Below are 14,362 nucleotides of genomic sequence, written 5' to 3'. Positions count from 1 at the left end.
GAGAAACCTGAGTCACGGCAAAAGCAATGAAGAATCGCCATAGCTTAAAAAGCGATAGTCGTTCGCAAGAGCTTCGTCGTAAATTGTTCGCCAGTTCGGCCCGACAAAAGCGGCAACAAGCAACATCAACGTTGACTTGGGCTGATGGTAGTTCGTAATCAACCCTTTGCATAGTTTGAAGGTATAACTTGGGAAAATCATAATTTCGGTTTCTCCAATTACCTCATTCAATTCATGGTGCTCCATGTACGCCAAAATTGTCTGCAAAGATTCTTCCGCCGAAGGCAATGAAGTATAGTCCTGATAAGGCGTCAATTTTTCAATAAAAAATCCATCCTGAACTTTGGTCTTGTTTTGCCAAAGTTTTACCCCAAACCAATACAGACTTTCAAGGGAACGCATGGAGGTAGTTCCAACGGCAACAATTCCTTCCAAGTGAACGAGAAGATTTTCAATAAACGCTCGTCGATAAACCACTTGTTCGGCGTGCATAGTGTGCTCTATGGCATTGGCTACTTTTACGGGTTGAAAAGTTCCCGCCCCTACGTGTAGCGTCACAAAGTCATGCGTTATTCCTGCATTGGCTAAATTTTCAAAAACCTGCTCGGTAAAATGCAGTCCAGCCGTGGGCGCAGCTACTGCCCCTTCAATTTTTGAATAAACCGTTTGATACGTTTCGAGGTCTTGCGCTTCCGTTTTTCGGTTCAAATACGGTGGCAAAGGAATTTCCCCCAAAGCGCGAATTATTTCAACAAAAGTAAGCTCGATAGGTTCGGACTGTGAATCGGCAACTTGCCAGCGAAAATTTACCCAGTTTTTATCCATGTCTGCCCAATCGGCAAAAACGGTAACGGTAAGCTGATTAATCAACAAATTACACTGAAGCGTCTCATGGGCTTTCCATCTTTTTTTATTTCCCACCATGCAACTCCAAACCGCGTGGGTAGTTTGCTGCATGGCCTCATTGATGACCCTAGTGGGGGCTTCGGGGTGTAATAAGAATACTTCAATCAGCGCTCCTGTTGGTTTGGTAAAAAACACCCGTGCAGGAATGACCTTTGTATTGTTAAAGACCAAAAAGCTTTTCAGTGGCAAATAGTTGACTACATCCGTAAATTGTCGGTGTAAGATTTCACCATTTCGATACACCATTAGTTTGGACGTATCTCGTGGCTCAATGGGATACCGCGCAATTTTTTCGTCGGGCAAATCGTACTCGTAGTCGGCTAGAAGAATTTCGGGCAACGTCATTAATCATTCGAGCTTGGTTTCATCATAAGGCGAATCGGCAACGCCACTACAATCGCCAGAAGGAATCCAACGATTAGGTATAACAATCCATTAAAATCGCCGATTTTAAATTTGAATTCATTGTTTACTGTCGCCAACGCAAAAATCGTCAGTGCAATCGACGTATTTATCATGGCCACCAAACTATATATCCAATTCTGAATATGCTCGTTCAACTCTTCGCGGTGTTCGGCCCAAAGTGGTTGATTTGGAATCGGCAGCACGTTTGAAGGCAATTTTAGCAATGCCCGACCAACCGACAGAAGCAACACGTTGTTGGTTAAAATCAACCCTACCAAAATATAAAATATATCAGATTTGAGCATGAACTCGTCTGCTTGGCCAAGGGCATTAAAATGCACTCCCACTTCTTGCCCAAACAAACTATAACTATACATTGAAGCAACAAATACAGTTATCATTGAAAATACCCGCCAAACGCGAATAGCAAAAGTTGTAATTTTCATATTTCACTCAGTGAGACACCATTTAAACTATCAAGGGTCAAAAGTTATTAGTTTCGGTTAATTTCCTACACTAATAACTCTTAACCCTTTAAACATGTTTTTAAAAGAATCAAGTGGTGGCGATTTCAATTTCCTCGCCATCTTTATCATAAAACTTAAACTCAGTAATCGGCAGCGAGCTATCTTTTAAGAGTTTAACCCATGATTTATATTTAAAGAACCATTTGAGTCGGGGCGACGGGAATCCCGCCGTAAAGTACGCGTGCAAGTACGGGTGAAGGGCTACCGACACCTTTCTTTCGTTTTGTTTGGTCAACAAATATTCGAGGTTGTTTTCGATAATATCCGAAATCAAAATACTAGGTTGAATGGTTCCTGCGCCATTACAAGTTGGACAAACTTCCCGCGTGACGATGTTCAATTCTGGGCGAACCCGTTGACGCGTAATTTGCATTAATCCAAATTTCGTAAGTGGCAAGAGCGTGAACTTAGAACGGTCAGCCTTCATTTCGGCTTTCATCACGTCGTACAGTTCTTTTTTATGCTCTGGCTTACGCATATCAATAAAATCCACCACAATAATACCGCCCATATCGCGAAGGCGAAGCTGACGGGCTATTTCTTTGGCGGCTTCAGTATTGGTATGAAGCGCAGTATCTTCCTGACTTTCCTCGTTGTTGGACTTGTTACCGCTGTTGACATCAATTACATGGAGCGCTTCTGTGTGTTCTACAATGAGATAACCTCCACCAGGAAGGCTCACTGAGCGTCCAAACAATGACTTAATCTGCTTTTCAAGACCTACTTGTTCAAATAATTTGCTTTTGCCCGAATAAAGTTTTACAATTTTTTCTTTATCGGGAGCAATCGTATGAATAAAGTCCCTGATGTCGTCGTACATCTCTTTGGTATCAACCGTGATGCTATCAAATGTATCGTTGAGCATGTCACGCATGATAGAAGACGCACGGTTCATTTCGCCAATGATACGGTCGCGTGGTTTGGCCTCACTCAAGGCTTTCATTCCTTGCTCCCACTTTCTAATGGAGTTTTGAATGTCTTTATCCAACTCCTCAACGTCTTTATTGGCAGCCACAGTACGGACAATAATGCCGAAATTGGCTGGTTTGACCGAAGTCATTAACTTATGCAGACGTGTTCGTTCGGTCTTATCCGTAATTTTTTTGGAAATATTGACCGAATTAGAAAAGGGAACTAGCACTGCGTACCGTCCTGCGATAGAAATATCGCACGAAAGTCGGGGTCCTTTGGTAGAAATAGGCTCTTTGACAACCTGCACCAAAATGGGCTGGTTTTTTCCGAGTACTTTATCGATTTTGCCGAGTTTATCAATCTCTGGCTCCATCTTAAAGTTATTCAACTTTCCCGATGTGAGGCGTTTAGCAATCACATCTTTGGTCAGTTTATTTAATGATTGGACGTTAGGGCCTAAGTCGTGGTAATGCAGAAAGGCATCTTTTTCGTATCCAATGTCAACAAAAGCAGCGTTCAAGCCAGTCACGAGTTTTCGGACGGTACCTAAATAAATATCACCAACCGTAAAACTACTTTCCGACTCCTCTACTTGGTACTCAACGAGTCGCTTCTCCTGCAAGAGAGCGATGCGGGTACCTTTTTGTGAGGCACTAATGACTAATTCGCTACTCAATGTTATGTAAGGATAGAGGGTGAAAACCAATCCGCGTGAAATCGCGAATGGTTAAAAACTAACTACAAAGTCCGACACATAATCGAAGATGTATATAAAACCCCAAAACCAAGGTAAAAAAGTACCTTGGTTTTGGAGTCAGAAATTATTTCTTCTTGTGACGATTCTTTCTTAGGCGCTTTTTGCGTTTGTGCGTAGCGATCTTATGTCTTTTTCTTTTTTTTCCGCAAGGCATAATCGTAAATGTTTTAAATGTTATTGAAAAATTGAATGATTCTGTTGTAAGGCTTTCATCGTAAATAGCTAACAACCACTACTTTAGCTCTTTTTCTAGTTCAGCAATTGCTGCCTGAATGGTCGGGTCTTTTTCTTTTTCCTTTACGATTAAAAGTTCTTCTAACGCTTCTTTGTTTTTGCCTGTCTGTGCCAACGAGACTCCCATGTAGAAACGTGCCTTCATATTTTCAGGACGCACTTTCAACAGTTGGCGAAAACGCTCTACTGCTTTTTCATACTGGTTTGAACGCATTGACAACAATCCCAAATTAAACAACGCAACTTCGTTGGTCGGGTCGGCAGCCAAAACTTCTCTGAGCATCATGATTCCTTGCATCGGTGTTTCGGTCGATACGTAGGTCATAGCCAAGTTCGCTTTGACATTTAGCAAATTTGGATTTTTATCGAGGGCTTTTTGGTACCACTCGCGGGCTTTCTCCCCCAATTTTGCCAATTTTTGGTTGTCAACAGCAAACCCAAACGCATCATAATAACGGTCACCTGCTCGCAACAAATTGGCTTCGGTGGGCACTAAAAGAGCCACATTTTCGGCGTATTTGGCTGCACTATCAAACTTTCTAATCTGAGAATAGAAGTCTGATAATTGAAGTGCCGCAGTCGATTTTGCTTTTGAATCTGCTGTTGAGGTATATTGTTGAAGTAACTTATTGACAGTGCTTTGTTGCTCAGATGTCAAAGGTGCACTATGTTCTGTCGGACTCGAAGCACGCTCTTTAGGCGCTTCAGTCTCGTTTGTTTTAGTGCTTTCTTTCCCCTCAACCAACTTACGCTCCTTGGTATTTACCACAACTTTTGGAAGACTATAGAGCCCGCCAGTGAGCACAGTAGCAAACACAATTACTAATAAGATGGAGCGATTCATTGCACGTTACCTTTAAATCTTTCAACAATACTTTACTTCTTAGATTACAAATCAGAGCCTTTTACTTGCTCTACAAATACTTTAGCTGGCTTGAAGCTTGGTACATAATGCTCATCAATAACAATAGCCGTATTTTTAGAAATGTTACGAGCTACTTTCTTTGCACGTTTTTTGTTTACAAAGCTACCAAACCCACGGACATAAATATTTTCGCCTTTTGCTAATGAATCTTTTACTACTGAGAAAAACGCTTCAACTGTTTCAGAAACGTTTGCTTTTTCGATGCCGGTTTGGTCGGCAACTGCTGCGATTAAATCTGCTTTCGTCACTTTTATTAAACTTTAAGGTTATAAAATTGTTATTCTTTGGAAATTAGTTTCAAAAATTCTACCATGCCGATGTGTTGATAAGCGTACGGCCTAATTTGAGCGCACAAAAGTAGTACATTTTCGACTAATTTTGAAAATGTTTTCTGTCTTAATTTGAAAAAAAAACTCCCGAATTCATTGAATAACAAGTTTTTTGCTGAAACCCTCATCCGTTGGTACACCCACCAACACCGTGATTTGCCCTGGCGACAAACACGAAATCCGTATTATATATGGTTATCCGAAATCATTCTACAGCAGACGCGCGTCGCTCAAGGATTGCCCTATTATGAACGATTTGTTAGCACATACCCGACTATCACTGACCTTGCCAACGCCCCCGAACAAGAGGTAATACGGCTGTGGCAGGGCTTAGGGTATTACTCCCGGGCAAGGAACCTCCACCAAACGGCCAAACACATTGCATATCAACTCAATGGGGTATTTCCAAGCACCTACAATGAGCTGTTAAAACTAAAAGGAATTGGCCCATACACTGCCGCTGCCATTGCTTCCTTTGCCTTCGACGAAGCCGTCGCTGTCGTGGATGGAAATGTGTATCGGGTGCTTGCGCGGGTATTTGGCGTTGACCTTGACATTGCCAGTTCTCAAGGGCAAAAAAAGTTTGCCCAACTTGCCGCCGAACTCATCTCTATTGAACAACCCGCCTTGTACAATCAGGCCATTATGGAATTTGGGGCTGTGCACTGTACGCCTACCTCTCCCGATTGTCTGTTGTGTCCGTTTCAGGGCGTTTGCGAAGCTAATCTCACGGGCAGAGTTGCCCAATTGCCCGTTAAAATCAAGAAAACGAAGGTACGGGTGCGGCATTTTCATTATTTTATTTTGATGAAAGATGGACAATTGGCCATGAACTTGCGAACAGAACGCGACATTTGGCAGCAACTCTATGATTTTTATTTGGTTGAAACCGAGCATTCCGACGCAACACTTGATTCGCTTCCTCTTCCTTCATTTTTACAACAAGCACTTTCTCAGTCTGTTGTCTCCCAACCCAGCGAAACAATTACCCACATCCTCTCCCATCAGCGCATACAAGCGAGGTTTTGGCAAGTAGCACTTCCGCCGGGTTTTGATTTGGAACTTCCTTCCTCTCTTCGTTTTTTTACCCAAGAAGAAATTGACGAACTCCCCAAGCCCGTCTTGGTTTCGACGTATTGGAAAGCGCGGTTTTTTGAGTAAATTTGTCATCCGCATGGCTTCAAACCTTGCAGTTTTGACTCGTAACTTACAATTCTTTTTATAACAATGGCTGGAGTAAACAAAGTAATTTTATTGGGCAATTTGGGAAGTGACCCAGAGGTTCGTCACCTCGAAAATGGCTCAGCAGTAGCACGTTTTAACATCGCAACCTCTGAAAGTTACACCAATCGCAGCGGCGAACGTGTAGAACAAACAGAGTGGCATCGGATTGAACTTTGGGACAATTTGGCAAAAATTGCCGAACAGTATTTACGCAAAGGAAACACTGTTTATATTGAAGGAAAACTTCGTACAGAAACGTGGGTGGACAAAGAAGGAAAACAACGCGAAGGAAAAACGGTACGCGGAACTACGTTGACGCTCGTTGGAGGTCGTAATTCAAACAATAACGACGACAATTCGTCGGGCTACAGTGCGCCACAACAATCAGCGCCTGCACCTCGTCCTGCTCCTCAGCCTAAACCTGCGACGCCCATCGCCTCAGACTTAGGTGGCGGAGATGATGACTTGCCGTTTTAAGATTTCATCACCTTCCCGAAAGTTTTTCACCTTCCCGAAAGTTCAAAACTTTCGGGAAGGTAAGTAATGAATCACTTTTTCAGCACTTGCATTTGAAGCTGGTACTGGTCACTAGGGATTTTCTCCGTCTTAGATTCTGGGCTAACTTGCTTTAAAATAAGCAAATACTTCTGCTGGTTGACCGTCACCTCTAATGAATCCTGCGTCACAGACGTTTTGCGACCTACCACCTGACAGTCACCCAAGCACATCTTTACGTTTTGTTGGGCATTTAGCGCCAAGTCAACTACCACTTCTCCCGCTCGAACACACTGTACATTTTTCGGGCAACGACTATCTTCAACGCCAGCCAGTGCTAATTGGACATCCCCTACCTGAACTGATTGTTTTGTTGTCAGAGGAAAATCACTTCCTAGCGTCAACGAATCTACGCTTTCCGACTTACAACCTGCCATCAGGCCCAAGCACAAAATCAGTGCATTTTTCATAACTTTATTCGATTTTTGTCAACGCAAGCACCTTACTTGCTACTGTGATAAAGACGAGAAACGACCAAAAAACGTTGGAATAGACCTCCATGAATTTACGCATCAAAGAAATCAACCACGTAGCTTTGTACGTTGCAGACGTAGCGCAAAGCTGCTATTTTTATTCAAATACCCTACAAATGACCCAATTAGCCCGTCCCAACTTCGATTTCCCTGGGGCTTGGTTTCAAATTGGTTCTCACCAAGAATTACACCTAATCGGAATTCGCACGGAGCATCATGTTGTCTCGGGCTCTCGTAGCAATCACTTTGCGCTCGAAGTAGAAGACCTCTCCGCTTGGGAACAGCATTTAAAGGCGCAACAAGCGACCTTCCGCCCCCCAAAACCTCGACCAGATGGACTTCTTCAACTTTTTGTCAAAGACCCCGATGGGTATTGGATTGAGTTATTTTCGAGGCCCTAACGTTATTTTTTTTCAAACGCCAGCGCTGCGCCGTTCATGCAGTAGCGTAAACCAGTTGGACGAGGGCCATCGTCGAAAACGTGTCCAAGGTGCGCATCACAGACGGCACAAATCACCTCATCACGTTCCATGCCGAAACTCTTGTCCTTTTCGTCTTTCAAAGCTTTTTTATTGATTGGCGCGTAGAAACTAGGCCAACCCGTACCCGAGTCAAATTTGGTATCGGAAGCAAACAACGGAGTTCCGCAACAAACGCATTTATAGACGCCTTTTTCTTTGTTGTTCCAATAAGGCCCCGTAAAGGCACGTTCCGTTCCTTTTTGACGGGTTACGTAAAACTGAATAGGCGTCAGGATTTTTTTCCACTCTGCATCGGTTTTGACCACCCGTTTGAGGTCTTGGGATTGTTGTTGCGAAAATGCTAGTGGACTCACTAACGACGTACCAATAAGTGTGTGAATGAATGAGCGACGGTTCATAGGTGATAGGCGATTTGGTTGTTTTTTTATATGTATATTAACGTACCAATTTAATCGAAAGTTTTACATAAATCAAAAATGCTTAACGACTGGCAATTAGGTGGAAAACGCGCCCTCGTAACGGGCGGAACCAAGGGTATCGGACGCGCCACGGTCCAACTTCTTCTAAAAATGGGTGCGGAGGTCTTGCTAGTGGCCCGAAACGCAGAGGAAGTAGCCCAACAAGTGGGTGATTATCAAGAGCAAGGTTTTCCCGTGACGGGCTTGGCGCTGGATTTAGGAAACACGGAGGCCATCGAATCACTTGGCCAATTTGTTCAAACCCATTGGAAAAAACTTGATATTCTAATCAACAACGTAGGCACAAACATTCGTAAGCCCACCGACTCATACTCTTACGACGAATACGACCATATCCTCAACACCAATCTCCGTTCGGCCTTTCTGCTTACTCAAGCCTTGTATCCTGCTTTGCAATTGGCCAAAGGCTGTGTGGTTAACGTTACTTCCGTTGCGGGATTAACCTCCTTGCGTAGCGGTTCAATTTACGGAATGACCAAAGGTGCGTTGAACCAACTTACTAGAAATTTGGCTTGTGAATGGGCCAAGGACCATATTCGGGTCAACGCCGTTGCACCTTGGTACATTGCAACGCCACTGACGGAGTCGGTTCTATCTAATCCTGAGGCATTAAGCGACATTTTACGCCGAACGCCCATGCAACGGGTGGGCCAGCCCGAAGAAGTAGCCAATGCCATCGTTTTTTTATGTCTTCCTGCCGCTAGTTATATTAGTGGACAGATAATAGCCGTTGACGGTGGTTTTACAGTATATGGTTTTTAGCAGCATTCTAGTTTTACCATTTTTTAAAATAATTTAAAAATAACTTAACATAAATTTTTAATCCCGCGTTTTTTTTCATTTTTTCGGGACTGAATTTACCTTCTAAACCTCCTATTTCTCATGTCAAAACAAAATCAAAGCTACGTAGGGCCGTTGATTATCATTGGTTTATTGTTTTTTGTGTTCGGGTTTGTTACTTGGGTAAACGGTACACTCATCACCTTCTTCAAGAAAGCCTTTAGCTTGGACAACACCAGCTCTTACCTTGTTACCTTCGCCTTTTTCATTTCTTATACGTTGATGGCGATTCCTTCATCGGAAGTGTTGAAACGTACAGGTTTCAAAAATGGAATGTCGTTGGGATTAGCCATCATGGCCGTTGGTACCGCTATTTTTATTCCTGCGGCACAAATCGCCTCGTACCCTTTATTTTTGGTCGGGTTATTTACCATTGGTATCGGTTTGACGTTGCTCCAAACGGCTTCCAACCCTTATGCAACGATTCTCGGCCCGCGTGAAAGTGCCGCCCAACGCATCAGTTTCTTGGGAATTGCCAACAAATTGGCGGGTATCATCAGCCAATGGACCTTTGGCGGGTTACTTCTAGCAGGTGGCGCCGCAGCCGCACCAACTGATGAACTCCAAAAAGTTGAAGTACCGTACATGATTCTTACGGCCGTACTTGTGGTGTTGGCGGTTGTTATCAAAATGTCAAAAGGTCTTCCAGAAGTAAGCGAAGAACAAGAAGACGAAGGAGGAAATTCGGCGACCGCCAAGCACAACAGTGTTTTTGCGTTTCCTAACCTCGTTTTAGGGGTAATTGCCTTGTTTTGCTACGTAGGCGCCGAAGTAATTGCGGGTGATACCATCATTAGTTACGGCGTTTCGCTCGGTTTTCCCGAAAGCGAAGCAAGTACCTTTGGAACTTACACCCTCTGGCTCATGCTTGCGGCCTACGGTCTCGGCATTGTCTTGATTCCAAAATACGTTTCTCAAGGTATGTGTTTGAAAGTATCGGCTATTTTAGGACTCATCGTGACGGTATTAGCCATCATGACCACAGGATTTACGTCTGTCATTTGCATCGCCATTTTAGGTTTTGCCAACGCCCTTGTTTGGCCTGCCATGTGGCCACTTGCGCTAGATGGCCTTGGCAAATTCACAAAAATCGGTTCAGCCTTATTGATTATGGGTATCTCAGGAGGTGCAATCCTACCGCTCGTTTACGGAAAACTAGCCGATTCAATCCACAGCACACAGCAAGCTTACTGGCTGCTTTTACCGCTCTACGCTTTCCTTTTGTATTATTCATTGATTGGTTACAAAAAACGTAGCTGGTAATTACCAATTAAACATTTACGATTTTGAAAATATCAACACCAGGCCGAATTTGCTTATTTGGGGAACACCAAGATTACCTTGGGTTACCTGTTGTGGCAGCGGCGATTTCAAGACGAATAAGCATTGAGGGGGGCAAAAGTAGCGACGATATGATTCGCTTACACCTCCCCGATTTGAATGAAGAAGAGGCTTTTTTACTGGAAGAGCCTCTTCCTTACGTAAAAGAACGTGATTATTTTAGAAGTACCATCAACGTACTTCGTCGCCGTGGTTTTGTCTTTGGACAAGGTTTTGACGTGACTATTCACGGCAATATTCCCATCAATTCGGGTACGTCAAGTTCGTCGGCTTTGATTGTGACATGGGCCAACTTTTTGACCCGATTAGCCGATAATCCCAAAGAATTAAGCTCAAAAGAACTGGGAGAAATTGCCAACGAAGCAGAAGTACTCGAATTTGGCGAGCCTGGTGGCATGATGGATCATTATTCGACCGCAATCGGAAATGTGATTTATTTAGAATCTGTTCCAAAAATCCACGTTGAAGGTCTTCAGCCCAAATTAGGTGCGTTTGTTCTTGGCGATTCTTTGCAGCCCAAAGATACCCTCGGCATCCTTGCCCGCTGTCGGTACGGAATGGAAGCCATCATTGCCAAAGTAAAGCAAGTTGATCCGACGTTTTCCATCTTCACCACTCCCCTTGCCCAAGCCGATGACTATAAAGCACATTTGAGTTTGGATGAATTGGGGTTGTTGAAGGCAAACCTCGAAGACCGTGATATTTTGATTGAGGGAAAACAATTGATGTTGGCATCCCAAAACGGTACAGCCCCCCACTTCGACCAACAATTTGGACAATTATTGTACCGCCACTTTGCCAATTTGCGCGACCACAAGCGCACTTCCACCGATAAAATAAACCGCATGGTAGAAGCTTCCATGAAAGCGGGGGCATTGGGTGGCAAAATCAACGGTTCTGGCGGAGGAGGCTGCATGTTTATGTACGCCCCCGAAAATCCTGAAGCGGTTGCCGAAGCCATTAAAAGCGAGGGTGGTATCCCTTACATTATCTACATCGACGAAGGCACAAGAATAGAAAAGCAATAAATGAGTAATTTTTAGGGAACAGTTGTTTTTTATATTATTTTTAGAAAAGATAAAATAAAACCTAACTGTTTCCTTTCCTCATGTACGCCTCACGCCTCTTGATATTTATTTACTGCGCATTCTTTTGCCTCTCTCTCCCCAGTTTTTCTCAAGATTCCGAAAAAATCGACCGTGAATTTACCCTCGAAGCGACCATGCTTGGGTACTTTGCGCCCGATGGTGCTAAAAACCCAACGCTTCGTGCCAAAAAAGGCGAACGGATTCGCCTCAAAATTGTCAATGGGGAGTTAATGACCCACGACATTGCCCTTGAGAAATTGGCACTTAAAAGTAAAACCATTCTCGAAAAAGGAGCCAGTGCCACGCTGGTTTTCGTTGCCCAAGAAAACGATATTTACTACTGTTCCGTGCCTGGTCACCGCGCGGCTGGCATGGTGGGGAAATTGGAAGTATCGGAAAATGACGTTACTGCCAAGGTTATTACGGGACAAATCCCCCAGAAAAACGGCCAATCCCTTAACCTAAACTTCGAAACGGGCACCCTCCAAGACTGGACTGCCACGGGCGATGCTTTCGCCAACGGCCTCATCTCAGCCGACCCTTCTCCCCTGCACGAAAAAGAAATGCGCATTGGGTTCGATGGCAAGTTTTTCGTTTCTAGTGGTGGGATAACCAATGCCAAGCAAATCGGTACGCTTACTTCCGTTCCATTTACAGTTACTCAGCCCTATGCTTCATTTAAAGTTTCGGGTGGTGCGTTGCAGGATACCCGCGTCGAGATTCGTCAAACGGGCAGTGATGTGGTTATTTTCTCCATCACAGGACAGGGGCGGGCTACGTTGCAACCCGTGGTAGTGGATTTGCAGGCGTACCTCAACAAAGATATTTACATCAAACTCATTGATAACGAGACGGGTATTTCACAAATTCCGTACATCCCCCACGACAAATGGGCTCACCTCAATTTTGACGATTTTTTATTCCACAGCACCCGCCCCGAGTTTCCCAATGAATTGAAACAAAGCGACATTGTGATTTTACCGCCACTCGACCCCGTTATCAACGCGGGTTTGTCGGGGGCAAAAGCCGCCGCTGCCATGACGCCACCCAAAGGTTTTAAAGTTTCGTTGGCCGCTGCCGAGCCCGACGTGGTTCGTCCGATTTGTTTTACTATTGATTACCGTGGCCGTTTGTGGGTCGTGGAAGGCCATACCTATCCCGTTCCTGCTCCCGAAGGACAAGGCCGCGACCGAATCCTTATTTTAGAAGACACCAACGGCGACGGCACACTCGATAGCCGCAAAGTGTTTATGGATGGGCTCAACCTCGTCAGCGGTATTGAGGTAGGCATGGGGGGAGTTTGGTTGGGCGCAGCTCCTTATTTGTTATTTGTTCCTGCCGATTTTAAAAACGACAAACCTGCGGGGCCTATTCAGAAATTATTAGACGGCTGGGGTACTCAAGATACCCACGAAACCCTCAACAGCCTCCGCTGGGGGCCTGATGGCTGGCTCTACGGAACGCACGGTGTTTTTACGCATTCAAACGTAGGAAAACCAGGCGCTCCCGACTCAGAACGTACCAAAATCAACGCGGGCGTGTGGCGGTATCACCCCACAGCACACACGTTTGAGGTGTTTGCCGAAGGTACAAGCAACCCGTGGGGTATTGACTTCAATGATTATGGCCACGCCTTTATCACGGCTTGCGTGATTCCGCACATGTACCACATCATTCACAATGCCCGCTATCAGCGCCAAGCGGGAAAACATTTTAACCCTTACACGTACGATGACATAAAAACCGCAGGCGACCACGTACACTGGATTGGCGAACGCGGCCCGCACGCGGGTAACTTTCGGTCGGGACCAAAGGGAGGCGGACACGCCCACGCGGGAGCCATGGTGTATTTGGGGCACACCTGGCCTAGCGAGTACCGCAACGATATTTTTATGAACAACATCAACGGTGCGCGCTTCAACCGTGACCATCCCGAACGCGCTGGCTCAGGCTACGTAGTGCGCCACCGCGACGATTTTATGGCCATGAATGATACCTGGTCGCAGTGGTTGAACTTCAAATACGACGCCAGTGGTTCAGTCTTTGCCATTGACTGGTACGACAAAAACCAATGCCACAGTTCTAACCCCGACGTGCACGATAAAACAATGGGGCGGATTTTCAAAATCACCCACGAAAACGACAAATGGGTACAAGTTGACTTATCGAAAGCCTCAGATAAAGAGCTGGTCAATTACCAATTACACCCCAACGAATGGTACGTACGTCAGGCAAGAACATTGTTACAAGAGCGCGGGCCAAACAAAAAAGTCCACAAAGCATTGAAAGAAATTCTTACTAACAACCCTGACGTCACCCGCAAACTTCGGGCGTTGTGGGCATTGCACGTGACCAAGGGATTGACCCAACCAGAAATGAATGCCTTACTCAGCCACGAAAGTGAGTACGTACGCAGCTGGGCTTTACAATTGATGACGGAAGGCAAAACCATTTCGGACGAAACCCTCAAACAGTTTGTAAGCATAGCCCAAAACGATAATTCTCCACTGGTTCGGTTGTACTTGACCTCTGCTTTGTTGCGAATTTCTCCCGCTCAGCGCTGGGAAGCAGTGGAAGCACTTGTTCAAAAAACCAGCGACAAAGGCGACCATAATATGCCCCTTATGTTGTGGTATGCGGTCGAGCCGTTGGCCGCTCTTGACGCCAAACGCGCCCTAGCACTTGCTGAAAAATCGGTGATGGACAAGCACTTAGAGTTTATGGTACGGAGAGTTTCGGCCTTAAATACCGATGAAAGTCGCTCGCTACTAACCAACTTGAAGAGCCGCCTCGAAAAAGAGCACAACCACCAATCCCACGAAGTCATTATGGCGATTGATGAAAGTATGAAGAGCACGAAAAAATAGGCTCTCTTTTTCCTGATT

At 44.9% G+C, this 14,362-nt stretch carries 14 protein-coding genes; 7 read left to right on the top strand and 7 right to left on the bottom strand.

What is annotated here, in order from left to right; translation table 11 throughout:
• Positions 1-12: 12 nt before the first annotated feature.
• From AC23N5_RS26315 to AC23N5_RS26295, 5 genes are all read right to left on the bottom strand, one after another.
• Positions 13-1,251: an S-adenosylmethionine:tRNA ribosyltransferase-isomerase gene (locus AC23N5_RS26315; RefSeq protein ID WP_487757828.1), complete on the bottom strand. Its 1,239-nt coding sequence runs from the start codon at positions 1,249-1,251 to the stop codon at positions 13-15.
• Entirely contained in the window at positions 1,251-1,757 is a 507-nt protein-coding gene (locus tag AC23N5_RS26310; RefSeq protein ID WP_487757827.1) for a hypothetical protein, read from the bottom strand. The genes AC23N5_RS26315 and AC23N5_RS26310 overlap by 1 nt, the downstream gene beginning before the upstream one ends.
• A gap of 109 nt (positions 1,758-1,866) precedes the next feature.
• Positions 1,867-3,426 carry an Rne/Rng family ribonuclease gene (locus AC23N5_RS26305; protein WP_028525546.1) on the bottom strand — a complete coding sequence of 520 codons (1,560 nt, stop codon included), beginning with the start codon at positions 3,424-3,426 and terminating at the stop codon, positions 1,867-1,869.
• 313 nt (positions 3,427-3,739) lie between these two features.
• On the bottom strand, positions 3,740-4,585 hold the full coding sequence (locus tag AC23N5_RS26300) for a tetratricopeptide repeat protein (protein WP_487757826.1): 846 nt from the start codon (positions 4,583-4,585) through the stop codon (positions 3,740-3,742).
• A gap of 44 nt (positions 4,586-4,629) precedes the next feature.
• The gene (locus AC23N5_RS26295; RefSeq protein WP_028525548.1) at positions 4,630-4,914 is read right to left on the bottom strand and encodes an HU family DNA-binding protein; all 285 of its coding nucleotides are present in this window, start codon (positions 4,912-4,914) and stop codon (positions 4,630-4,632) included.
• 177 nt (positions 4,915-5,091) lie between these two features.
• On the opposite strand from AC23N5_RS26295, the gene mutY reads away from it, so the two are divergent.
• Together mutY and AC23N5_RS26285 are read left to right on the top strand one after the other, a co-directional pair.
• Complete coding sequence (gene mutY / locus AC23N5_RS26290) at positions 5,092-6,156, top strand: A/G-specific adenine glycosylase (protein ID WP_487757825.1); 1,065 nt, start codon at positions 5,092-5,094, stop codon at positions 6,154-6,156.
• Positions 6,157-6,222: 66 nt separating this feature from the next.
• The gene (locus AC23N5_RS26285; RefSeq protein ID WP_028525550.1) at positions 6,223-6,696 is read left to right on the top strand and encodes a single-stranded DNA-binding protein; all 474 of its coding nucleotides are present in this window, start codon (positions 6,223-6,225) and stop codon (positions 6,694-6,696) included.
• Positions 6,697-6,767: 71 nt separating this feature from the next.
• Here AC23N5_RS26285 and AC23N5_RS26280 read toward each other — a convergent pair whose 3' ends face one another.
• Positions 6,768-7,184, bottom strand: a complete 417-nt coding sequence (locus tag AC23N5_RS26280) for a hypothetical protein (protein ID WP_487757824.1) — start codon at positions 7,182-7,184, stop codon at positions 6,768-6,770.
• 89 nt (positions 7,185-7,273) lie between these two features.
• Between AC23N5_RS26280 and AC23N5_RS26275 the strand changes: the two genes are divergently transcribed.
• On the top strand, positions 7,274-7,648 hold the full coding sequence (locus AC23N5_RS26275; RefSeq protein ID WP_487757823.1) for a VOC family protein: 375 nt from the start codon (positions 7,274-7,276) through the stop codon (positions 7,646-7,648).
• 2 nt (positions 7,649-7,650) lie between these two features.
• On the opposite strand, the gene msrB is transcribed toward AC23N5_RS26275, so the two are convergent.
• Positions 7,651-8,127: a peptide-methionine (R)-S-oxide reductase MsrB gene (msrB, locus tag AC23N5_RS26270; RefSeq protein ID WP_487757822.1), complete on the bottom strand. Its 477-nt coding sequence runs from the start codon at positions 8,125-8,127 to the stop codon at positions 7,651-7,653.
• 78 nt (positions 8,128-8,205) lie between these two features.
• Here msrB and AC23N5_RS26265 point away from each other — a divergent pair, with 78 nt between their 5' ends.
• From AC23N5_RS26265 to AC23N5_RS26250, 4 genes are all read left to right on the top strand, one after another.
• The gene (locus AC23N5_RS26265) at positions 8,206-8,970 is read left to right on the top strand and encodes an SDR family oxidoreductase (RefSeq protein WP_487757821.1); all 765 of its coding nucleotides are present in this window, start codon (positions 8,206-8,208) and stop codon (positions 8,968-8,970) included.
• A 120-nt stretch (positions 8,971-9,090) separates the two neighbouring features.
• Entirely contained in the window at positions 9,091-10,311 is a 1,221-nt protein-coding gene (locus tag AC23N5_RS26260; protein WP_183972808.1) for a sugar MFS transporter, read from the top strand.
• Positions 10,312-10,334: 23 nt separating this feature from the next.
• A complete protein-coding gene (locus AC23N5_RS26255; protein ID WP_487757820.1) occupies positions 10,335-11,417 on the top strand; it encodes a GHMP family kinase ATP-binding protein in 1,083 nt (360 codons plus the stop codon).
• Between the two features lie 80 nt (positions 11,418-11,497).
• Positions 11,498-14,344 (top strand): PVC-type heme-binding CxxCH protein, encoded by a 2,847-nt coding sequence (locus AC23N5_RS26250; protein ID WP_487757819.1) that lies wholly within the window; start codon positions 11,498-11,500, stop codon positions 14,342-14,344.
• The last annotated feature ends 18 nt before the right edge of the window (positions 14,345-14,362 follow it).

The sequence above is a fragment of the Runella sp. R5_40 genome, assembly GCF_057652295.1.
The sequence above is the reverse complement of the archived record's forward strand: the minus strand, read 5'-3'. Positions and strand labels throughout refer to the sequence as shown.

Bases quoted from the DNA above. Each gene is read 5' to 3' on its own strand.
- AC23N5_RS26315 (WP_487757828.1), bottom strand. From the start codon at position 1,251: ATGACGTTGCCCGAAATTCTTCTAGCCGACTACGAGTACGATTTGCCC.
- AC23N5_RS26310 (WP_487757827.1), bottom strand. From the start codon at position 1,757: ATGAAAATTACAACTTTTGCTATTCGCGTTTGGCGGGTATTTTCAATG.
- AC23N5_RS26300 (WP_487757826.1), bottom strand. From the start codon at position 4,585: ATGAATCGCTCCATCTTATTAGTAATTGTGTTTGCTACTGTGCTCACT.
- AC23N5_RS26285 (WP_028525550.1), top strand. From the start codon at position 6,223: ATGGCTGGAGTAAACAAAGTAATTTTATTGGGCAATTTGGGAAGTGAC.
- AC23N5_RS26280 (WP_487757824.1), bottom strand. From the start codon at position 7,184: ATGAAAAATGCACTGATTTTGTGCTTGGGCCTGATGGCAGGTTGTAAG.
- AC23N5_RS26275 (WP_487757823.1), top strand. From the start codon at position 7,274: ATGAATTTACGCATCAAAGAAATCAACCACGTAGCTTTGTACGTTGCA.
- msrB (WP_487757822.1), bottom strand. From the start codon at position 8,127: ATGAACCGTCGCTCATTCATTCACACACTTATTGGTACGTCGTTAGTG.
- AC23N5_RS26265 (WP_487757821.1), top strand. From the start codon at position 8,206: ATGCTTAACGACTGGCAATTAGGTGGAAAACGCGCCCTCGTAACGGGC.
- AC23N5_RS26260 (WP_183972808.1), top strand. From the start codon at position 9,091: ATGTCAAAACAAAATCAAAGCTACGTAGGGCCGTTGATTATCATTGGT.
- AC23N5_RS26250 (WP_487757819.1), top strand. From the start codon at position 11,498: ATGTACGCCTCACGCCTCTTGATATTTATTTACTGCGCATTCTTTTGC.